Below are 22,640 nucleotides of genomic sequence, written 5' to 3' on the forward strand. Positions count from 1 at the left end.
CAACTATATGTCGTTTATCGAAAATATACTATTAAGCGCCTTAAAACGTTAACTATAAAAATGAATTATGGCACGGCTGTTGAATAACATCTATAAATTTTAAAAATAATAGATATGAAAAAATTTCTACTATTTAGTTTTATTGGACTACTACTAGCTTGTAGTGGAGTAAAGAAAACGCAGGAGGCTCTAAATTCGGGAAATTATGAGACTGCCATTAACAAAGCAGTAATCAATATTGCCGAAAACAAGACCAAAAAAAGCAATCAACAATATATTGTTCTTTTAGAGGAAGGGTTTAAAAAGAATACCGAAAGGGAACTACAGCACATTAAGTTCTTAAAAAAGGATGGTAATGCCGCGAACTATGAGGTGATATTCAATACATACAATAGATTAAAGTCTATACAAGAGAGAATTCGTCCTTTACTACCATTGCATATTCAAGATGAAGGTAGAAAAGCTCAGTTCAATTTTAAAAATTATGATGACGATATCATAGCCTCAAAAACAGCTTTATCTGAATTTCTATATAACAAAGCAACTACCCTATTGTCAAATGCTAATTATAAATCCGATTATAGAAATGCTTATAGCGACCTTAATTATTTAAATGAAACAAACCCTAACTATAAAGATGTGGTCTCTAAAATTGATGAAGCATACCTAAAAGGGCTAGATTATGTTATTGTGAACATGACCAATAATACAGACCAGATAATTCCGAAAAGATTGGAAGATGAACTTTTAAATTTAAATACGTACGGATTAAATACAAACTGGACAGAATATCATACCAACAGAATTCAAAACCAGTTGTATGATTACCAAATGGAGGTGTCTTTTCAAGACATAAATATTTCTCCTGAACAGATCAGGGAGAAACAAATAAGTAAAGAAAAACAAATTAAGGATGGTTATACTTTTGTTGAAGATCAAAATGGCAATGTTGTTGCTGACAGTCTTGGCAATAGTATTAAAGTGGATAAATTTAAAACTGTTAGATGTGATTTTTACCAATTTACGCAATTTAAAAGCGCACAAGTTACAGGTGTCGTAAGCTTTATCGACTTAAAAAAACAACAAAAAATTAATCAATATCCTTTATCTAGTCAATTTGTATTTGAGCATGTTTATGCCAATTACGATGGGGATAAAAGGGCTTTGGATAATGACTTGGTTTCTTTATTACAATTGGCCAGAGTACCATTTCCAAGTAATGAACAAATGGTTTATGATGCCGGTGAAGATTTAAAGAACAATCTTAAAAATATACTGAATAATCAACGCTTTAATTAAAAAGAGCCCCGTAATTACGGGGCTCTTTTTAAACATATTGATGTATGTTTATTTCTGAAATTGACCCATGCGAATCATGTACCACTACTTCCCCATTTTTTATGATCAAAAGTTGTGGAGATTGATGGGTCACCCCAAATTCTGACGCAACACCATTAGAGACATCCCTGTGAGCTAGTAGATCCAGAAAATACAAATCCATTTGTCCTTCTTCCAAACTATAACTGCTTTTAAACATATTTAAAACCATTCTGCTTATTCCGCACGTGGTAGAATGCTTAAATATGAGTTGGGGCTTACTATTTGAAGCTTCCTTAACATCCTTTAATTGATCTATAGATGTTAAGGATATCCAAGGTATATTAGATGAATTATCACCTTCCCCACTCTTTGAACCTCCAAATAATCCACCAAATAATCCCATAAAATCCTTAATTTAATATTGTTTTCCAATTACAGTAGAACTGACTAAATGTCGTTTATTTAAGCAAAAAATACGCCATTTTGTCTTGCAATCTTAAATGGTAAGATTGTTGAAATACCATGTTCAAAAGTATTACAATAAACTAAAATTAAAGATAATGAACATAAATAATTTCACAATAAAATCACAAGAGGCTATTCAACAAGCCCAGCTGATTGCCCAAAATTACGGACATCAGCAAATTGAAAACGAACATCTATTCAAAGCTCTTTTAGGCGTAGAGGAAAATGTAATGCCTTTTTTAATTAAAAAATTAGGTATCAACTTTTCTTTGGTTCAACAAATTCTTGATAAGGAGTTATCCAGTTTTCCTAAAGTACAAGGTGGTGAGTTGCAATTTTCTAGAGAAGGTGGTAAAACTTTAAATGAAGCCAGTATTATTGCCAAAAATATGGATGATGAATACGTATCCATTGAACATCTCTTTTTAGCTATTTTAAAATCAAAAAGTAAAATAGCACAGATTTTAAAAGATCAAGGTGCCACCGAAAAGCATTTGGCTTCTGCAATTAATGAATTGCGAAATGGCGAAAAGGTTACTTCCCAAAGCGCTGAAGACAGTTATAACTCTTTAAAGAAATATGCCAAAAACTTAAATGAGTTAGCTGATAGCGGTAAATTAGATCCGGTGATCGGGCGTGATGAAGAAATTCGCAGAATCCTACAAATCCTATCTAGACGCACCAAAAACAACCCTATTTTGGTGGGTGAACCAGGTGTAGGTAAAACAGCAATTGTAGAAGGTTTGGCCCATAGAATTATTCAAGGAGATATTCCAGAAAACTTAAAAGATAAGGTAATTTATTCTCTAGACATGGGTGCCTTAATTGCAGGTGCAAAATATAAAGGTGAGTTTGAAGAGCGCCTTAAGGCCGTTATTAAAGAAGTTGTTAGTGCAGATGGCAATATCATCCTTTTCATTGACGAAATCCATACACTAATTGGAGCTGGTGGTGGCCAAGGAGCTATGGATGCCGCAAATATTCTTAAACCTGCTCTTGCCAGAGGAGAGCTTCGCTCAATTGGTGCAACAACTTTAGATGAATACCAAAAGTATTTTGAAAAGGATAAAGCCCTAGAACGAAGATTTCAAAAAGTCATGGTAGATCAACCAGATACAGAGAGTGCCATATCAATTCTTAGAGGTATTAAAGAAAAATATGAAGCACATCATAAAGTACGTATTAAGGATGAGGCCGTACTTTCTGCCGTTGAGCTTTCTCAACGTTATATTACCAATAGGTTTTTGCCGGATAAAGCAATTGACCTTATGGATGAAGCTGCCTCTAAATTAAGAATGGAAATCAATTCTAAACCAGAGGAATTAGATGTGCTTGATCGCAAGATCATGCAGATTGAAATTGAGATCGAAGCCATAAAAAGAGAAAATGATAAGCAAAAGCTACAGGTTTTAAACCTAGAGCTTGCAAACATTAAGGAAGAACGAAATGAAATTTTTGCACAATGGGAAAGTGAAAAATCTGTAGTTGACAATATACAACAGACAAAACAGGATATTGAGAATTTCAAAGCTGAAGCAGAACGTGCGGAACGTAATGGAGATTATGGTCAAGTTGCGGAAATCAGATACGGTAAAATAAAGGAAGCGCAAGAGAAACTTACACAATTACAAGACGACCTTAGCAATCAACAACACTCGGGAACATTAATTAAAGAGGAAGTTACCAGTGATGATATTGCCGAAGTTGTAGCTAAATGGACAGGTATACCTGTGACCAAAATGCTGCAAAGTGAGCGTGAAAAACTATTGAAGCTAGAAAGTGTACTTCATAAAAGGGTTGTAGGACAAGAAGAGGCCATTGAAGCCGTATCCGATGCAATTAGAAGAAGTAGAGCTGGTTTACAAGATGCAAAGAAACCAATTGGATCATTCCTTTTCTTAGGTACTACTGGCGTCGGTAAAACCGAGCTTGCCAAAACGCTTGCCTCATATTTATTTGATGATGAAAATGCCATGACTAGAATTGATATGAGCGAATATCAAGAAAGACACTCGGTTAGTAGATTAGTTGGTGCACCTCCAGGATATGTGGGGTATGACGAAGGCGGACAATTGACGGAAGCCGTGCGAAGAAGACCTTACTCCGTTGTATTATTGGATGAAATTGAAAAAGCACACCCAGATACTTTCAATATTCTATTGCAAGTATTGGATGAAGGCAGGTTAACGGATAATAAAGGTCGTGTTGCAGATTTCAAGAATACTATTATTATCATGACCAGTAACATGGGGAGCGATATTATACAGGAAACCTTTGAAAATACTGATGATGTTTATAGCGCATCTGAAACCGCAAGAATTGAAGTTCTTGGACTTTTAAAGAAAACGGTTAGGCCCGAGTTCATTAACAGAATTGATGACATTGTAATGTTCACGCCTTTAACCAAGGATAACATTAAAGAAATTGTTGGACTTCAATTAGAGCATTTAAAGAAAATGCTTGATAAGCAGCAGATAACTCTTGACGCTACAGAAGAAGCTATCGATTACTTGGCAGAAAAAGGTTTTGACCCACAATTTGGTGCAAGACCGGTTAAAAGAACCATTCAGAAAGAGGTACTGAACAATATGTCCAAATCCCTTTTAAGTGGAGAAATCAAATCTGACAGTGTTGTGTTGTTAGATGCTTTTGATAACAGTTTAGTATTTAGAAATCAAGAGGATATTACCGTTTAATTTAAACAATTAGGATAAATGGCGTTCATATTTTTATATGGACGCTTTTTTTATGAACATTATATACCATACAGTATAGATTTTTTTATATTCGCATAAAACAGTCTTATATGTCCACAAAAGCCGAAAGAACTACCGCTTATATTATTGAGACTGTCTCACCTGTTTTCAACAAACATGGTTACGTAGGTACCAGTATGAGCGACTTAACAGAGGCCACCAATCTTACTAAAGGTGCTTTGTATGGGAATTTTGAAAATAAAGAGGCTTTGGCCTTAGCTGCATTTGAATTTAATAGAAATCTACTTCTCACTGCTATAGATGAACATCTGTCAATTGATGGAAATGCTATGGGAAAGATTAAGAATTTAATAGAATTCTATAAAAAATATGATGTATTCACTTTAAATATGGGAGGTTGTCCTATTTTAAATGTTGGAATTGACGCTCAACATAACAACAGATTACTTGCCGCTGCCGCTAAAGAAACCATTAAGGAAATTGAAGGTAAAATTGCCTTGGTTTTTGAAAATGGAATAAATGGTGGTGAATTCAAATTACCGGTTACACCATTACAGTTTTCAAAGCAATTGTTCACTATAATACAAGGATCCATTGCAATGGCTACTTTAACCAAAGACCGTAAATATCTATTAAATACGGTTAGCTATTTAGAAGTGCTTATAAAAAGAGAACTGAAATAAGCTTTTACTTATTTCAGTTCTAACCAAGGGTCTATTTTGTAAGAGATAAAGTTCTTTACTCACCAGTTACCCTGAATATCCAGATTTTATCCGTGTACTTACCATTCAATTTAGAATCTCTTGCTTGTCTAGCATCTTTGATAAAATCAAACTTAGCTAAGTATACATAATTATATTTATTCTTTTCCCTAAAGAAAGATTTGGCATTTATTCCTCTTTTTTTCATGTCTGCCAAGAAAGCATCCAAGTATTTTTTAGTTCCAAAAACGTTGGCGATCAAATAATACCCCGGCTCCAAAGACCCTTCTTTGGTAACTTCTTCATATTTTTCACCAGCTTTTACTTCCACAACCTCATTTCTCATTGCCAAAGCCTTACTTTCAGCTATAGAATCTTGTCTTCTTTGTTGTGCCAGTGCAACCGCTTCTGCCTCTCTCTTCATTACGGCCGCTATGGAGTCTTTTTGCCTTTGTTGCTGCAAAGCCTTTGCTTCTGCCAAAGCTTGCTCTGCTTTGGCATTCTCTAGCGAGTCACGCTTTCTTTTAATATCCCTTTTAGATTGTTTAACTGCCAAATCTGATTGTCTAGATGCATTTTGAATAGAATCTTTTAACCTTTTACTTTCTATAAGCGCTAAACGTTCTTGTTTTTTAGACTCACGTTTTAGAGCCAATTTTTCTGCTTTGGTCAATTCAGTAGAAGCCACTTCAACTTCCTCTTGCTGACCAAGTGATTCTTCCTTATTTTTCTCCTCAGCAATTAGTTGCTCTTCAAGCTCTTCTGCGAGTGTCTGTTGTTTTCCTAATTTATAAGAAGTGACCAGCTCAAATGTAGGATCTTGACCTTTTAAATCTGAACTTGTACCCACTTCAACCAATGCACCAAAAGATAATCTCTTAAAGAAACGACCACCAATACCACCTGAAAATCCATAAAAACTATTATACCCAGCTTGCGCCCAATATTTATTAGTTGTCAATAAGGTGATTAACCCGATTTGATTATCCAATCCTGGAATTGTTTTATAATACAGCATTGGTCTAAATACTGAACTATCATCACTACTTAACACACTTACAGGAAAATCGTAACTTACCAATGCCTGAAACATCCTATCATCAGGACTAGTGTTACGTTCGTTAGTGGTAAAATTATAATCGAACAAATTTTCAGAAGTCAACCCAATATTAAATCTATCGATACTTAAATTTATACCGGGAGCCATTTGTAGTATAAAGTCATTTTCAGCGGAGGTCTGTATAGGATTAGGAACAAAAAAACGATCATCAGCTAATTTTTGTTGAAAGGCAAAAACATTTAACCCTACCCCTAAGAAGATATCTTCACCAAGTGCAATATTATACGCATAATTTAAGTTTGCCCCTGTATTTAAAAAAATACCCGTATTGTGTTGAAAAAAGCCAATACCAGCAGCCGAAACATCATTTAACCTAGCTGTATAATTTAAAAAGAGAGAAGTTGGATCACCGTCATAAGTTTGCCACTGCCATCTAGACCAAAATGCTATAGAAGATGGATTATTACGGTCTAAACTATATGCAGGGTTTACTATACTCCCGTTGTATTCAGTTAAGTTTTGTTGCCTAAAATCGGTAGGAAGTACTACTTCCTGAGCCTTAAGACCAAGAACTACAAAACCAATAAGAAGTGTCCCACAAAATTTTTTCATATGCAAAAAAACAAAAATTAGACTATTTATAGTACTATTTTGAAGTAATTTTAGTTATTAAATTAATACACCAAATATATTTTCATGAAAGCATTCAAATATATCCTTTTTATTTTGCTGGCTATCAATCTTTCTTGCAAAGATGAACCCACCATTGATAAATCTCAAGAAGAAACTTCCATTTCTACTTTTTACTTGATAAGGCATGCGGAAAAAGATAGAAGCAATCCTGATGATGCAGACCCAGAATTAACGCAGCAAGGTTTGGGAAGAGCCATGCACTGGGCAGAAATATTGGCAGACGTAGAATTAGATGCCATATATTCCACTGATTATAATAGAACGTCTATGACCGCTGCTCCAACTTCGGTAAAACAGAATATAGATGTTCAATATTACGACCCAACCTTAATTGATATCGCCCAATTTAAAAGGGAAAATTTAAATAAGAACGTTTTAATTGTAGGACATAGTAATACAACACCTGAATTTGTAAACAAGTTGATTGACGAACAAAAATTCTATAGCATTGACGACAGTGAAAACGGCACTTTATTTATAGTTAAAATCACTAATGGCACACCTTCTGTGGATAAACTCATATTTAACTGTAACTGTCCAAAATAATACTATTTTATCCGATTAATACGTGTAATTAGTTACAAAAGATCAAATCATTAAATGAATAGTTCTTACTTTTGTAGGTAATGCAGAATACAATAAACATTAAGAACAAAAGAGCTCGTTTTGAATATGAGCTACAAGACAAGTTCACGGCAGGGATCGTTTTGGCCGGTACCGAGATCAAAGCCATTAGAGAAGGTCGTGCATCAATTTCTGAAAGCTTTTGTGAATTTAACGACAATGAAGAACTATTTGTAATCAATATGCAAATAGACGAGTATTCCCATGCATCGCATTTTAATCATAAACCTAAAGCGGAACGTAAATTACTTCTTCAAAAAAGAGAACTTAAAAAACTTAGCAAAGAAGTAAAAACATCTGGTCTTACCATAGTTCCACTTAGAGTATTTATAAATGACCGCGGACTAGCAAAAATGCAGATAGCACTAGCAAAGGGTAAAAAACTCTACGACAAAAGAGAAACCATTAAAGATCGAGATAACAAAAGAGATCTTGACCGTATTAAAAAGAACTTTAATAATTAGTTCTTATTTTCCAATAAGGGTACAAATCTAAAAGACCCGTACTCTGTCTTTGAAAATTCTTTTTCCGTAGTTCTGACGAAAAGGGTCATTATTTGTTCTTCAAAACCAATAGGGATTACTAACCTACCCCCCACTTTTAATTGTGACAACAATGCCTTAGGTACCTCTGGGGCACCTGCAGTAACAATGATACGATCAAACGGAGCTTCTTTGGGCAAGCCTTTATAACCATCACCAAAAATCACCTGCTTTGGTCTATATCCCATTTTCTTGAAAAAAATATTCGTTTTTTTAAAAAGTTCCAATTGTCGTTCAATGGTATACACCTTCACTTTAAGTTTTAATAGAACCGCTGTTTGGTAACCACTACCTGTACCGATCTCCAATATTTTTTGACCAGGCTCTACTTGTAATAACTCTGTTTGGAAAGCTACGGTATAAGGGTGTGAAATAGTTTGGTTTGCAGCAATGGGAAATGCCTTGTTTTGATAGGCATGACCTTCAAAACTACTATCCATAAACAAATGTCTTGGTATTTGTCTAACGGCGTCCAAGACCTTTTTATCTGCTATTCCTTTGTCAATCAATACTTGCGCTAGGTGGTTGCGCATTCCCCTGTGTTTTAAGGTATCTTTCAATGGTAGTCGGTTTGTTCTTCAAAGTTAACAAAGTTCTTTTAACGATGGAAGAACCTATTAAAACTAATATCCATTTTTTGATAAAATTGAAATAAGCGATAACCTAAAAGTACCCAACTATGCGTATTTTTGGGGAAAACGATACAAATGTTAAAAGTTGGTGTTTTAGGAGCGGGGCATCTAGGTAAGATTCACCTGAGACTCCTAAATGATTCTAAAAAATATGAACTTATCGGTTTCTACGATGCCGATAGTACAAATGGCGAAAAAGTTAGCAAGGAATTCGGATATACCTATTTTGAAAAGCTTGAAGATTTAATGAATGCCGTAGACGTGGTTGACATTGTTACCCCTACCCTTTCTCATTATGAATGTGCCAAACAGGCCATAGAAAAGGGCAAGCATATTTTTATAGAAAAACCCATTACCCATACAATAGAAGAAGCAAACTCTCTATTGTCCTTAGAACAAGAATATAACGTTAAAGGTCAAGTTGGCCATGTTGAGCGTTTTAACCCTGCATTTACAGCTGTAAAACACGCTATAAAAGACCCAATGTTCATTGAGTCCCATAGATTGGCAGAATTTAACCCAAGAGGTACAGATGTACCAGTTGTTTTAGATTTAATGATACACGATATAGATGCTATTTTAAGTGTCGTTAATTCTGAAGTTGTGCAGGTTAATGCGAGCGGGGTATCTGTAATAAGCCAGTCCCCAGATATTGCAAACGCTAGATTGGAATTCGAAAATGGTTGTGTAGCCAATTTAACGGCAAGTAGAATTTCATTAAAAAATATGCGCAAGTCGCGTTTCTTTCAAAAGGATGCCTATATCTCGGTAGATTTTTTGGAAAAGAAAGTTGAAGTGGTCAAAATGAAAGACGCTCCAAAAGAACCTGGTGATTTTGATATGATCCTTCAAAATGCTGAAGGAATAAAGAAGCAGATATATTTTGAAAATCCATCAATTGAAACCAACAACGCCATTTTAGACGAATTAGAATCTTTTGCCGAAGCCATTGAAAACAATTCAACACCAGTTGTTAGTTTAAAACAGGGCACACAAGCATTAAAAGTAGCTTTACAAATTATCTCAGCATTTAATCCAAAAAAAATATGAATAAAATAGCAGTTATAGGTGCTGGTACTATGGGTAACGGAATAGCTCATGTATTTGCGCAAAGCGGATTTCAAGTTCACCTAATAGATGTTTCGCAAGAAGCACTTGACAAAGGTTTAAGTACTATTGCCAACAATTTAGATCGTATGGTGGCAAAAGAAAAAATAACCAATGACGACAAGACAAATACATTGGCCAACATTACACTGTTTACTGAATTAAAAACAGGGGTGAAAAATGTAGACCTTGCCATAGAGGCAGCCACAGAAAATGTAACTATTAAACTGAACATTTTTAAGGAGCTAGACGCTGTTTGTAACAACAATACAATTTTAGCCTCAAATACATCATCAATTTCCATTACGCAAATAGCAGCTGTAACCAATAGAGCTGACAAGGTAATAGGAATGCACTTCATGAATCCTGTTCCAATAATGAAGCTAGTTGAAATCATTCGTGGTTATAGTACTTCTAACGAAACGACTAACATTATTATGGAACTTTCTAAAAAATTAGGAAAAATACCTACCGAGGTGTATGACTATCCTGGTTTTGTAGCAAACAGAATTTTAATGCCAATGATCAATGAGGCCATAGAAACATTACATCATGGTGTTGCAGGCGTAGAAGAAATTGATACAGTAATGAAACTTGGAATGGCGCACCCCATGGGACCTCTTCAATTAGCAGATTTTATTGGTTTAGATGTATGCCTTTCTATTTTGAACGTTATGTACGATGGATTCAAAAACCCAAAATATGCTCCTTCTCCATTATTGATAAATATGGTTATGGCCGGAAAGAAAGGTATAAAATCCGGTGAAGGATTTTATGATTATGCCGTAAGCAAAAAAGCCGAGGTGGTATCAAGTCAATTTAAAAACTAAGTAGTAGTTGAAATCAAGTGTATGTCCATAAAAGAAAATCTTTTAGCTGTTAAACAAACCATACCCAATTCCGTAACATTGGTTGCCGTATCTAAAACAAAACCTATTTCTGATATTCAAGAAGCGTATGACCAAGGCCAGCGTATTTTTGGAGAGAACAGGGTGCAAGAAATGACCGAAAAATGGGAGAAAATGCCAAAAGATATTGAATGGCATATGATTGGTCACCTTCAACGAAATAAGGTAAAGTACATGGCTGAATATGTTAGCTTGGTTCATGGTGTAGATAGTCCAAGACTTTTAGCCGAAATCAACAAACAAGCTGAAAAACATAATAGAACCATACCCTGTCTTTTACAAGTTCACATTGCTGAGGAAGACACCAAATTCGGATTTAACGAAGAAGAATTGCTAGACTTAGTACGTAACGAAAATTTCAAATCGCATAAAAATGCAAAAATAGTGGGATTAATGGGTATGGCTACTTTTACCGAAAATATGGATCAAGTAAGGCGTGAGTTCAAAAGCTTACAATCGCTATACTTAAAACTTAAAAGTGAATATGCAGATTTTACAACGCTTTCAATGGGCATGAGCGGTGACTACCAAATTGCAATTGAAGAAGGTAGCACTATGGTACGTATAGGAAGTAGTATCTTTGGCTCCAGAAATTAACGCTAAAAACTACCGCCGTCCAAAACAGATAATTATACATGTACGCAATTTTAGATATTGAAACCACGGGAGGAAAATTTAATGAGGAAGGAATTACTGAAATTGCTATTCACAAATTTGATGGTCAAAAAGTAGTAGACAAGTTCATAAGCCTAGTAAACCCCGAGAAAGAGATTCAGCCTTTTGTAGTAAAACTTACTGGGATTAACAGTAAAATGTTGAGAACTGCACCTAAGTTTTACGAAGTAGCCAAACGAATTATAGAAATTACGGAAGATACCGTTATTGTAGCCCATAATGCACAGTTCGACTACAGAATCTTAAGGACAGAGTTTAGGCGCCTAGGGTACAATTTTGAACGCAAAACGCTTTGTACCGTAGATCTTTCAAAATTATTACTGCCAGATGCAGAGTCCTATAGTTTAGGAAAATTGGTAAGATCCTTGGGCATACCTGTAAGCGACAGGCACCGGGCAAATGGCGATGCTTTGGCTACGGTCAAACTTTTTAAGCTCTTATTGGCCAAAGATTCTGAAAAGATTATCATCAAAGACGCTATTAGAAAAGAAACCCAAGGGGAACTGTCTGAAAAGCAATTGGATATCGTAAGAGACCTACCTAATGAAACCGGAGTATTCTATATGCACAATAAGGACGGGGACATTATTCACCTAAGTAAAACCAGTGATCTAAAGAAAAAGGTGAATCAAATCTTTACCAAGTCCAACCAAAAATTTAAAAAGCTCGCCAAAGAAACCAAGAAAGTAACTTATGAACTCACTGGGAATGACTTGGTAGCAATTTTAAAAGAACATCAAGAACTGCTTAAAATAAGGCCTAAATACAGTACTATTCCTAAAAAACGAATGTACAGTCATGCAATTTGCACAACTATTAATGAATATGGGTATTATAAGTTAAAAATAGAGCCTTATAGAGAATGTAAAGAACCTCTAGGTCTTTTTAACGGTGTATTTAGTGCAAAAAACTATCGTTATAAGATTACTAAGGAGTTTGGTCTGTGCGAGAAACTAAATGGCATTAGCGAAGCTAGAAATAATTGCTCAGGTTATGATGAAGGCACGTGCCAAGGAGCATGTATCAACAAAGAAGATGTAGCCGAGTATAACAAAAGGGTAACCGCGGCAATAACCAAAAACAGTATTAAGGGCAACAAGGTTTTGGTAATAGACAAAGGCAGGGAAATAGGCGAACAAAGTGCTATTTTACTTAAAAACGGATCTTTGGTAGGTTTAGGTTTCTATGATTTGAACCATCAAATAAATAATATTCATATCTTAGAAAGTATAATTACCCCTATTAACGGTACACGAGATGCCAATTATCTAATTGAATCTTACTTAAGAAAAAAACGAGTACTTAAAATATTGGAATTAAACGATTAGTTTGAAAGAAGACCAAAAATTATCTCCATGGAAACAAAAACTTCATGAAATCATTTATGAAGCAGATACCCCTATGGGTAAATTGTTCGATATTATTTTGTTCATCATCATCATTTTCAGTGTTATACTTATAATGCTGGAAAGCGTAAAAGCTATAGATGCAGAATATCATGAAATACTATTTATATTAGAATGGCTGGTAACTATTTTCTTTACTATTGAATATATCGCAAGAATTATATGCATTAAAAAACCAAGTAATTATATATTCAGTTTTTATGGTATTATTGATTTTTTATCCACTATTCCATTATATATCTCCTATATTTTTGCGGGTTCTCAGGTGCTTTTAGCGGTTAGAGCATTTAGGTTACTACGTGTTTTCAGAATATTAAAATTAGCACGTTTTCTTGGTGAAGCATCGCAACTGAAAAGAGCATTAAAAGCAAGTAGGGCAAAAATCACGGTATTTCTATTTGCCGTTCTTATCGCATCTGTTATGATGGGTACTTTAATGTACTTGGTTGAAGGTGACGAAGCTGGGTTTACAAGCATACCTACTAGCATATATTGGACTATTGTTACACTTACTACCGTTGGTTATGGAGACATTGCCCCTATAACACCACAAGGCCAAGCTATTGCTACCATTATTATGTTATTGGGTTATGGCATTATTGCCGTACCTACAGGTATGGTAACCGCTGAGTTTGCAAAACAAGGTAAAGACACCTCTACTTTAAAGAATTCTGGCAGCTATGTACATGTTAACACACAGTGTTGCCCAACATGCACCAAAGAGGGTCATAGAGATGATGCTACCCATTGTTATAATTGTGGATCTTTATTGAATGAATAATATTTTAATTTCTGTTGTGGGGCCAACTGCCATTGGCAAAACCAAATTAGGTATTCTATTAGCAAATCATTTCAAGACCGAAATTATATCTGCGGATTCTAGACAGTTCTTTAAAGAAATGAATATTGGCACCGCTGTTCCTGACAAAGAAGAACTGGCACAAGCCGAACACCATTTTATACAACATAAAAGTGTTTTAGAAACATATACGGTAGGCGATTTTGAGCGAGAGGCTTTACAAAAATTATCTCACCTCTTTGAAAAACACAAAGTAGTAATTATGGTTGGCGGCAGTGGTCTTTATGTAAATGCAATAACAGAAGGATTAAATAATTTCCCCACAGTAGACCCAATCATTCGTAAACAATTGAATGCCGAATTAGAAAATTCCGGGATAGCCGCTTTACAGACAAAACTCAAGAAATTGGACCCAACCTATTACGGCAAAGTAGACATCAACAATCCGCAACGTGTCATTAGGGCGCTTGAAGTTACTATTGGCAGCGGTACACCCTACTCTTCTTTTGTAAATCAACCTAAGGAAAAAAGAAATTTCAATGTTTTAACTATTGGGCTAAAGGCGGAAAGACCAATGATTTACGACCGTATCAATAAACGAGTTGATTTAATGATCGATAACGGGTTATTGGAAGAGGCAAAGAATATGCTAGCTTTTAAAAACTTGAATGCTCTACAAACTGTTGGATATAAAGAATTATTCAAGTATTTTGAAGGAGATTGGACTGTAGACTTTGCCGTTTCAGAAATTAAAAAAAATACCAGAAGATTTGCAAAGAGGCAACTTACTTGGTTCTTACGCAATAAAAATACCATTTGGGTAAATTATGATTATGAGCCTAAAAAGCTTTTAAATGAAATTGACGATGAAATTAAAAAACTAAAGCATGGTTAAAAAACAGATTCTATATATAATGGGTGTTTCGGGCAGCGGAAAGTCTACTATTGGGAAATTATTGGCCAATAAACTACAGTTTCCGTTTTTTGATGGTGATGATTTTCATCCAGAAGCGAACGTAAAGAAAATGAAAGCAGGTCACCCCTTAAATGATGATGACCGCCAAGGCTGGTTAGAAAAATTAAATGAGGTAGCAATAGAAAATTTAGCTACTGGTGCCGTAATTGTATGTTCTTCCCTTAAAAAAAAATATAGAACTATTCTTAGTAAGAATTTAGAGGACAAGCATAAGTTCGTTTATTTAGAAGGAAGTTTTGACCTTATAGACAAAAGGTTGAGTGCAAGAAAAAATCATTACATGCCCGCGGGACTGCTACAATCTCAATTTGATATTCTTGAAGCACCTTTAGAGGCAATAACCGTATCAATTGACCAAGAACCCAATGATATTGTCAACGACATTATGAGAAAGCTCTAAAACAAAAAAGCATCCAATAAATTGGATGCTTTTTTAGTATCTGGAATAGTGAATTATTCACCTTCTGTCTTTACGACCAAACGGAATCCTTCACCGTGAATATTCAAAATCTCAACAGTATCATCTACTTTTAAATACTTACGTAATTTAGCTATGTAAACATCCATACTACGAGAAGTAAAGTAGTTATCATCTCTCCAAATCTTTGTTAACGCCAATTCTCTTGGCATAAGATCGTTTTCATGTAAGGCCAATAAACGTAACAATTCATTCTCTTTTGGAGATAATTTTATTGATTCTTCATCTTTGTACTTCAAGAATCTTAATTTAGAATTCAAATGGAAACCACCAATAGTAAATTCAAATTTCTTACTGTCCGCCAATCCGTTAGAAGCCTTTCTTTGAAGAATAGCTTTTAGTTTCATTAACAAAACCTCAGAATCAAATGGCTTGTTCAAATAATCATCTGCACCTGCCTTATACCCTTTAAGAACATCTTCTTTCATTGTTTTCGCCGTCAAGAAAACAATTGGCACGTTCTCATTCTTTTCACGAATCTCTTTCGCCAAGGTAAAACCATCTTTATAAGGCATCATAACATCCAATATACAGATGTCATAATTATCTTTTTTAAACTTCTCAAAACCTTCCATTCCATTCTTAGCCAAGGTGACATCGAAATCGTTCATTGACAAATAATCTTTCAACACAATTCCAAAATTTGGATCGTCCTCAACTAAAAGTATCTTCTTGTTTATTGTTTCCATATTTTTTTATATTAACGGCAATTTGATGTAAAATGTACTTCCTTTTCCTTTTTCACTTTCGGCATAAACTTCGCCTTGGTGGTCTTCTACTATTTTCTTTACGTAAGCCAGTCCTAATCCGTGACCTTTAACGTTATGTATATCTCCAGTGTGTTCTCGATAGAATTTTTCAAATACTTTCTTGACTACACCTTTACTCATACCAGCTCCTTGATCTTGAACTTTAATTATGATATAGTTCTTAGCTCGTTCTGTGAACACATCTATTTTTGGTGCATCTTCAGAGTATTTAATCGCATTATCCAACATATTCACAATTACATTCGTAAAATGCATTTCATTCGCCAATACTTCTGAACGTTCCGCATCTAAATGAGTGTGAATATAACCGCCCCGATCATCTACGATCAATTCTACGTGGGTAATTGCATCTTCTATAATGTCGTGCACATTAACCCTATCCTTACTAATATCCAGCTGATTTTTTTCCAACTTAGATATTCTTAGAACGTTTTCTACTTGGGCATGCATACGTTTGTTCTCATCACGTATCATCTGCAAGTACCTTAAAACCTTTTCTTGATCAACAATTATCTTAGGATTCCTGATTGCCTCAACAGCTAAATTAATGGTCGCAATGGGAGTTTTGAACTCATGCGTCATATTATTAATAAAGTCAGTTTTAATTTCAGATATCTGTTTCTGACGGATCAACTGGTAAATTGCCCCTGCATAAGCTACCACAATAATAATGGTAAACAATAATGAAAGCATTGCCAGACCTAAAATAGACTGAACCAAGAAACGTTTTTTCTTAGGAAACGAAACTAACAAATCGAAATTTGAAACCCCTTCAAAATCTACGAACATAGGAGATTTATAGATATTTGCTTCGGCATATTTAAACTTAGATGACCTAACTTTGGTAGGTAAGCCATTGCTGTACACACCATATTCAAAAGCGATATCTACACCTCTATTCTCAAGTTCACGTTGTAATAACAACTCTATCTCTTGTTTTGATACACGTTTATGAATTGGAACGCGTTTGGCATGAACCATAAACATTTCTTCCATTGCGGCCTTTTCCATTTTATTAAGACCTCCAATTTTCTCAATTCGTTGAATAGGATTTAAACGTGGTGTATTTCCTTCTAAATCAAAATCTTTTTTAAAAATAGAAGTAGTTCGTTTACTGGTATAATTTTTAATGATGGTAGTATCCGCACCATCACTACTATCAAAGAACGTAGACGAGATTCCGTAATCCTCTTCTAAAATACCGTGCTCATACAGTAAGATTTCGTTAGAATTGATATCTCGATCAATAAAGAAAAAATTTGTAAGCTGTGCCCCTTTTAGTTCACCACCTGCACTATCCTTCGCATGTAAATATCTATCGAAGTAATTTTTTGATTCTCTTTCCGTAATCTTATTGGTAACACTGTTCAACGCTTCTGAAACACTGCTTGAAAACTGTTCTTCACTACTATCAATGGATTTGCTTATCCAAAAACTTTGAACGAAAATCAGACCAATAAGTGAAAGGCTCATTAAAACTACTAAGAGCACAAATAACTTTTTGTTCATTGGGGGATAAAATTAAAGATTTAACAGTTAGACGATAGTACGTTTAACCTAACCTTAACAAAAATGTTAAAATTGCTAAATTACTAGCAATCAGTTATGATTGCAGCGTGTACTTGAAGGACAATTGACCTAGTTCTTTCTATGTCAATATTTTCTATAACAAAATCACTTAAGTTCAATTTCTCTTCATCGTCCATTTGATTGTTCATTCTGGCAATTACTTGTTCCCTTGTGCCATTATCCCTACTTACTACCCGTGAGATTCGTTCTTCTTTTGGCGCGGTTACCAAAATAATACTATCGTATAAATGCCGCGCATTATTTTCGAACAACAAGGCCGTTTCTTGAATTACATAACAATACTCTTGCTCACCTGTCCATTTAAGAAAATCTTCTCTAACTACCGGATGCACAATAGCATTAAGCTGCGCTAACAAAGTGGTATCATTGAACACCTTTTTTGCGATATATGCTCTGTTTAACTTTTCTTCATGGTAAGATTCTTTACCCAAAAAAGCAATAATTTGATTTTTTATCTCCGCAGATGTATTCATTAATCTTTTTGCTCGCTCGTCTGAATTGTAAACGGGAACACCCAACTCTAAAAACATTTTGGACACAGTAGATTTACCACTGCCTATGCCACCGGTTAGACCTACCACTTTCATTCTCTTCGCAAAATAAATTCTACCTCATTAAAACTTAGAACAACATTATGCAATGTTCTAGGATATTGCACTAGTTGAATTGACAATCTATTACCTGTTTCTTTATTTGTTTTAGCGTAATCTGCCTCAACAACAAAATCCTCTTCTTCCAATTCTTTTAAATGATCTAGAGTACCTTGACAGCGCACTTCCACTACCTCTGGAAACGTACGCACTTGAACATTATTAGGTAGATTAATTACTTGTACAGGAACCGATAATACCTTTTCAGAAAACTTCACCACTTTACCTGAGATTTGTACTTTGTGGTCAGAAAACGAAGTACCATTCAAGTTTTTTGGCAAGTTTAGATCCACCTCTTCAACAAAGGAACTATTTAAATTGTCTTTTATAACTTTCATTGACCTTACAACTCTTATGGAATCAATCTGGCTTTTTGGACCAGAAACTTGTATGGAATCTGGATCTACCTTAATGTCTCCTTCAAGTATATGGTTTGCAGAAAAATCTAGTTGCAATACAGCTTCAACCGGTATTTTCTTAGTCTCCAAAGAGGTAAAATCAAAATAAATGGCATCACTTTCAAAATCTACCAAAGCACTTGAATTACTCAATTGAGCTTCTAATTGTATTCTTATTTGATCAGAGGTGAGGTAATATCTATCATTGTCATACATTACCTTACTTACATCTAATTGAATGTGTTTAGGCTTTAATTCATAACCTAAAAATTGAAACCCGACAGCTTTTAATCTTACAGCTATTTCATCTTTAGGGCTAGTTGCCAGTAAAAAATCATCTGGTATATTAATATATTCAACTTTAAAACTGGTGTTACTTGTATATGTTAAAGACAGTTTATTGATCAACCAAGCAAGTGAAGCACATAACAAGAATATTAGAAAGATTTTCACCTTTCTTTTTTTTAATCCTGTTTTGATCCATTCTAGCAAACTCTCCATTACTTCACTCTAAAAAATAATTTAGGAAAAATCTCCTCTGGTTCTTTATTAGAAAAATTAATATACAGGGTTGATTTTAAAAATCCGTATCCATATCCAAAAAATTGTATCGCAGTTGCCAATAATGCTAAAAACGAAACTTTTATATTTCGTGTTTTCAAAAGCGCATCAATAAACAAAACCAAAAAGTATGTGCAATACATAAACCATAACACCTTAAAACCTAAAAACAACAAAATCAATGCTATTATAAATCCTAAATAAAAAACGGTTGGAAACCAATATGTAACCTTTTTTGTTTCTGGGTGCCATTTATTTAAAATGGGCCTAACCATTCCAAATTTGTTGACTTGAATATAAAACTTGTTCCAGTCTATTCTTCTTTTATGATACACAAAAGCTTCTGAAATCAATTTTGTTCTATAGCCTTTGTTCCAAATACGAATAGTAAGATCCGGATCTTCACCTGGGTGTATATTACCATAACCACCAACATTTTCAAAGGCTTCTTTAGATATACCCATATTAAAACTTCTGGGCTGAAATTGGTCTACCGCCCTCTTACCTCCACGAATGCCACCAGTAGTTAAAAATGAAGTCATGGCATAATTAATTGCCTTTTGCACCGTAGAAAATGATTCATGAGCGGCATCTGGACCTCCATAACAATGCACAAAATCATCCTTTAGACTTTTTTCCGCTTCTTTTAAATATTGTGGAGGTAATATACAATCAGAGTCCAACACAATAAAATAACTACCCTTTGCCTTAGCCATACCGTAATTACGGGAATCACCTGGACCAGAATTTGCTTTTTTATAATATGAAATGGACAAATAGTCTACGTACTCACCTATAACTTCTTCTGATGAAATAGTTGAACCATCTTCAACGATTACTACTTCAAAAGGTTGATCATAGGTCTGTAAACGTAGACTATCCAATAACTCTTTAATTTCATTGGGTCTATTGTATACAGGAATGATAAAAGAAAACGATAAGTTCATTATAACTCTCCTTTAATGAATAGGCTCCAATGAAATTGGAAAACTAAAATATTGATTAAAATTTCTCTATAACCTCTTGACTAACTCCTGTGTTAGAGAAACCACCATCATGAAACAAGTTCTGCATGGTCACTTTTCTTGTAAGATCTGAAAATAAGGTTATGGTATAATCAGCACAATCTTGAGCCGATGCATTACCTAAAGGAGACATTTTTTCCGCATAACTAATGAATCCGTCAAAACCTTTTACCCCTTGTCCAGCAGTAGTGGCCGTAGGTGATTGTGAAATGGTATTTACACGAACTTTTTTCTCTTTACCAAAGAAGTATCCAAAACTACGAGCAACAGATTCTAAATACGCCTTATTATCTGCCATGTCATTGTAATCCGGAAAAGTTCTTTGAGCTGCCATATAAGTCAAGGCCACAATACTACCCCACTCATTCATTGCATCTGCTTTATATAACGATTGCATTACCTTATGAAACGATAATGCCGAAACATCCCAACCTTTTTGGGTAAAATCATATTTCTCATCTGTATACGCTCTACCTTTACGTACATTTACAGACATACCAATAGAGTGTAATACAAAGTCAATTTTTCCTCCTAGAATCTCAACAGATTTAGCAACTAAATTATCTAAATCTTCAACACTAGTAGCATCTGCAGGAATAATTTCTGAACCGGTTTTCTTTGCCAACTCGTCTATTTGACCCATTCTCATGGCAATTGGGGCATTTGTCAAAACAAAGGTACCACCTTCATCATGTACAGTTTGTGCTGTTTTCCACGCAATAGAATTTTCATCCAATGCTCCAAAAATAATTCCCCTTTTTCCTTTTAATAAGTTATATCCCATGATGGTAAATTGTATAGTTTGATTTAATATTCAAAGATATCTAAAATATGTTAAAACAAAATTGAAGTGACCTGTAAAAACCCTTAATTTAAAAGTTGCTTTGCATGTGCCAATGCCGAATCTGACAAATCTTTACCACCTAGCATATGTGCTAGTTCCACAACTCTTTCCTCAGTGGTAAGCTCTTTTAAATTTGTCATGGTACGTTCAGCGCCTTCAGTTTTAAAAACCTTAAAGTGATGATTTCCTTTAGATGCCACTTGAGGTAAATGGGTAATGGAAAATACCTGAAGGTCCGCACTCATATCTTTCATAATATCTGCCATTCTATTAGATATTTCGCCAGACACCCCAGTATCTATTTCATCGAACATAATGGTAGGCAACTTTTCATATTTGGCAAGCAATGCTTTTATAACCAGCATAATTCTTGATAGCTCACCGCCTGATGCTACTTTTTTTAATTCGCCATAATTACCACCTCTATTTGCGGTAAATTGAAACGATAGTTCGTCCATACCAGTTGCTAAGAAAGTGCTGGTATCGGTAAGACCTATTTGAAATGATGCGCTTGGCATACCCAGTAAATTTAAATCTGATTCCAGCTTTTTCTTTAATTGTGGAATAACAGATTTTCGTTTTTCACGAATAACCAAAGCTTGTTTACCCAAAACAGATTCCATTTCTTGAATCTCTTTGGTCTTCAATGTAATTTTCTCGTCTAAATTGGCTGTTTCAAATACCTTATCCGCAAGTACATTTTTAATCTCGATCAATTCTAATACATCACTTGCGTTATGTTTTTTAAGAAGATCATATAGTAGCTGTAGCTTGCCGTTAACCTGTTCCAATTGATCTGGGTTCGCCTCTACACCGTCTTGCAAGCGTTGCAATTCAGAATTTACATCATCCAATTCTATCAAAACCGATTGAACACGCTCGTACAAATCTTTATAATTGGCTCCAAAATCCACCAATTTAGAAAGTGATTGACGCATTTCCGTAACCAAAGGTAATACCCCTATTTGCTCATCATTGAACAATTGATCTCCTTTAGAAAGCTGTTCCATGATCAACTCAACATTGTTCAATTGCTCATACTCCTCTTCTAACAACTCAATAATACCTTCTTTTAATGGTGCTTTTTCAAGCTCCTCTAACATAAAGGTATTATAGTCTTGCTCCTTAATAGCCGTACTTTGAACTTCAATAAGATTTTGAAGTTCCTTTTGAGCCTTACGATAGATCTTTAAATCTTTTCTGTAATCGGTTAACCGTTTTTGATTATTAGCCAGAGCATCCACCAATTTTAACTGAAAATCATTTTCAGTAAGTTGCATGGTCTGATGTTGAGAATGAATATCTATTAAATTTTCTCCCAATGTAGACAACACCCCCAAAGTGACCGGAGTATCGTTCACAAACGCCCTAGACTTTCCACTTGGTAAAATCTCACGTCTAATGACGGTACTATCCTCATAATCCAAATCATTTTCCTCAAAGAAACTTTGAAGACCGTAGGTATCAATTTTAAAAGTCCCTTCAATGATACATTTTTGATCTTTGACCCTTAAAGAACTTAAATCTGCACGTTTGCCCAATACCAAGGACAAACCACCCAATAAAATTGATTTACCGGCACCTGTTTCACCTGTTATAACGGTAAAACCTTTATTAAAGTCCACTTCTAGACTGTCTATTAATGCGTAATTGGAAATGGTAAGGGTTGAAAGCACGCGTTAGAATTTTAGATACACAA

At 34.8% G+C, this 22,640-nt stretch carries 22 protein-coding genes; 12 read left to right on the forward strand and 10 right to left on the reverse strand.

Going from position 1 to position 22,640, the window contains the following annotated elements:
- Nucleotides 1–114: 114 nt before the first annotated feature.
- The gene (locus B2Z27_RS03610) at nucleotides 115–1,299 is read left to right on the forward strand and encodes a hypothetical protein (protein ID WP_286812609.1); all 1,185 of its coding nucleotides are present in this window, start codon (nucleotides 115–117) and stop codon (nucleotides 1,297–1,299) included.
- A gap of 28 nt (nucleotides 1,300–1,327) precedes the next feature.
- Here the strand turns inward: B2Z27_RS03610 and ytxJ are convergent, their stop codons facing one another.
- Nucleotides 1,328–1,723, reverse strand: coding sequence for a bacillithiol system redox-active protein YtxJ (gene ytxJ, locus B2Z27_RS03615; RefSeq protein ID WP_286812610.1), 396 nt, complete (start codon nucleotides 1,721–1,723; stop codon nucleotides 1,328–1,330).
- A gap of 157 nt (nucleotides 1,724–1,880) precedes the next feature.
- Between ytxJ and clpB the strand changes: the two genes are divergently transcribed.
- Nucleotides 1,881–4,481, forward strand: coding sequence for an ATP-dependent chaperone ClpB (gene clpB, locus B2Z27_RS03620; protein ID WP_286812612.1), 2,601 nt, complete (start codon nucleotides 1,881–1,883; stop codon nucleotides 4,479–4,481).
- Nucleotides 4,482–4,591: 110 nt separating this feature from the next.
- Complete coding sequence (locus tag B2Z27_RS03625; protein WP_286812613.1) at nucleotides 4,592–5,185, forward strand: TetR/AcrR family transcriptional regulator; 594 nt, start codon at nucleotides 4,592–4,594, stop codon at nucleotides 5,183–5,185.
- Between the two features lie 55 nt (nucleotides 5,186–5,240).
- Here B2Z27_RS03625 and B2Z27_RS03630 read toward each other — a convergent pair whose 3' ends face one another.
- Nucleotides 5,241–6,875, reverse strand: a complete 1,635-nt coding sequence (locus B2Z27_RS03630; protein ID WP_286812614.1) for a PorP/SprF family type IX secretion system membrane protein — start codon at nucleotides 6,873–6,875, stop codon at nucleotides 5,241–5,243.
- Between the two features lie 84 nt (nucleotides 6,876–6,959).
- On the opposite strand from B2Z27_RS03630, the gene B2Z27_RS03635 reads away from it, so the two are divergent.
- Together B2Z27_RS03635 and smpB are read left to right on the forward strand one after the other, a co-directional pair.
- Complete coding sequence (locus B2Z27_RS03635; RefSeq protein WP_286812615.1) at nucleotides 6,960–7,502, forward strand: SixA phosphatase family protein; 543 nt, start codon at nucleotides 6,960–6,962, stop codon at nucleotides 7,500–7,502.
- Nucleotides 7,503–7,582: 80 nt separating this feature from the next.
- Nucleotides 7,583–8,044 (forward strand): SsrA-binding protein SmpB, encoded by a 462-nt coding sequence (gene smpB, locus B2Z27_RS03640; protein WP_058102946.1) that lies wholly within the window; start codon nucleotides 7,583–7,585, stop codon nucleotides 8,042–8,044.
- On the opposite strand, the gene B2Z27_RS03645 is transcribed toward smpB, so the two are convergent.
- Nucleotides 8,041–8,682, reverse strand: coding sequence for a protein-L-isoaspartate(D-aspartate) O-methyltransferase (locus tag B2Z27_RS03645; RefSeq protein ID WP_058102947.1), 642 nt, complete (start codon nucleotides 8,680–8,682; stop codon nucleotides 8,041–8,043). The genes smpB and B2Z27_RS03645 overlap by 4 nt on opposite strands.
- A gap of 147 nt (nucleotides 8,683–8,829) precedes the next feature.
- Here B2Z27_RS03645 and B2Z27_RS03650 point away from each other — a divergent pair, with 147 nt between their 5' ends.
- Genes B2Z27_RS03650 through B2Z27_RS03680 form a run of 7 tightly spaced genes read left to right on the forward strand, consistent with a single transcriptional unit; the run spans nucleotide 8,830 to nucleotide 15,025 of the window.
- Entirely contained in the window at nucleotides 8,830–9,804 is a 975-nt protein-coding gene (locus B2Z27_RS03650) for a Gfo/Idh/MocA family protein (protein WP_286812616.1), read from the forward strand.
- Nucleotides 9,801–10,691, forward strand: a complete 891-nt coding sequence (locus B2Z27_RS03655) for a 3-hydroxyacyl-CoA dehydrogenase family protein (RefSeq protein WP_286812617.1) — start codon at nucleotides 9,801–9,803, stop codon at nucleotides 10,689–10,691. Before B2Z27_RS03650 ends, B2Z27_RS03655 begins: the two co-directional genes overlap by 4 nt.
- Nucleotides 10,692–10,712: 21 nt before the next feature.
- Complete coding sequence (locus tag B2Z27_RS03660; protein ID WP_286812618.1) at nucleotides 10,713–11,366, forward strand: YggS family pyridoxal phosphate-dependent enzyme; 654 nt, start codon at nucleotides 10,713–10,715, stop codon at nucleotides 11,364–11,366.
- A gap of 38 nt (nucleotides 11,367–11,404) precedes the next feature.
- Entirely contained in the window at nucleotides 11,405–12,772 is a 1,368-nt protein-coding gene (locus B2Z27_RS03665; protein ID WP_286812619.1) for an exonuclease domain-containing protein, read from the forward strand.
- 1 nt (nucleotide 12,773) lies between these two features.
- Nucleotides 12,774–13,631 (forward strand): ion transporter, encoded by an 858-nt coding sequence (locus B2Z27_RS03670; protein WP_058102952.1) that lies wholly within the window; start codon nucleotides 12,774–12,776, stop codon nucleotides 13,629–13,631.
- Complete coding sequence (gene miaA / locus B2Z27_RS03675; protein ID WP_286812620.1) at nucleotides 13,624–14,544, forward strand: tRNA (adenosine(37)-N6)-dimethylallyltransferase MiaA; 921 nt, start codon at nucleotides 13,624–13,626, stop codon at nucleotides 14,542–14,544. Before B2Z27_RS03670 ends, miaA begins: the two co-directional genes overlap by 8 nt.
- Nucleotides 14,537–15,025: a gluconokinase gene (locus tag B2Z27_RS03680; protein ID WP_286812621.1), complete on the forward strand. Its 489-nt coding sequence runs from the start codon at nucleotides 14,537–14,539 to the stop codon at nucleotides 15,023–15,025. Before miaA ends, B2Z27_RS03680 begins: the two co-directional genes overlap by 8 nt.
- A 53-nt stretch (nucleotides 15,026–15,078) precedes the next feature.
- On the opposite strand, the gene B2Z27_RS03685 is transcribed toward B2Z27_RS03680, so the two are convergent.
- From B2Z27_RS03685 to recN, 7 genes are all read right to left on the reverse strand, one after another.
- The gene (locus B2Z27_RS03685; protein WP_027067244.1) at nucleotides 15,079–15,792 is read right to left on the reverse strand and encodes a response regulator transcription factor; all 714 of its coding nucleotides are present in this window, start codon (nucleotides 15,790–15,792) and stop codon (nucleotides 15,079–15,081) included.
- A 6-nt stretch (nucleotides 15,793–15,798) separates the two neighbouring features.
- Nucleotides 15,799–17,382, reverse strand: a complete 1,584-nt coding sequence (locus tag B2Z27_RS03690) for a sensor histidine kinase (protein WP_286812622.1) — start codon at nucleotides 17,380–17,382, stop codon at nucleotides 15,799–15,801.
- An 83-nt stretch (nucleotides 17,383–17,465) separates the two neighbouring features.
- A complete protein-coding gene (coaE, locus tag B2Z27_RS03695; RefSeq protein ID WP_286812623.1) occupies nucleotides 17,466–18,050 on the reverse strand; it encodes a dephospho-CoA kinase in 585 nt (194 codons plus the stop codon).
- A complete protein-coding gene (locus tag B2Z27_RS03700) occupies nucleotides 18,047–19,012 on the reverse strand; it encodes a hypothetical protein (RefSeq protein ID WP_286812624.1) in 966 nt (321 codons plus the stop codon). Before B2Z27_RS03700 ends, coaE begins: the two co-directional genes overlap by 4 nt.
- The gene (locus B2Z27_RS03705) at nucleotides 19,012–20,019 is read right to left on the reverse strand and encodes a glycosyltransferase (RefSeq protein WP_286812625.1); all 1,008 of its coding nucleotides are present in this window, start codon (nucleotides 20,017–20,019) and stop codon (nucleotides 19,012–19,014) included. The genes B2Z27_RS03700 and B2Z27_RS03705 overlap by 1 nt, the downstream gene beginning before the upstream one ends.
- 55 nt (nucleotides 20,020–20,074) lie before the next feature.
- On the reverse strand, nucleotides 20,075–20,881 hold the full coding sequence (locus B2Z27_RS03710) for an enoyl-ACP reductase FabI (protein WP_058102959.1): 807 nt from the start codon (nucleotides 20,879–20,881) through the stop codon (nucleotides 20,075–20,077).
- An 83-nt stretch (nucleotides 20,882–20,964) separates the two neighbouring features.
- Nucleotides 20,965–22,617: a DNA repair protein RecN gene (gene recN, locus B2Z27_RS03715; protein ID WP_286812626.1), complete on the reverse strand. Its 1,653-nt coding sequence runs from the start codon at nucleotides 22,615–22,617 to the stop codon at nucleotides 20,965–20,967.
- Between the last annotated feature and the right edge of the window lie 23 nt (nucleotides 22,618–22,640).

Source organism: Maribacter sp. UBA3344, assembly GCF_002362375.1.
Classification (GTDB): Bacteria; Bacteroidota; Bacteroidia; order Flavobacteriales; family Flavobacteriaceae; genus Maribacter; species Maribacter dokdonensis.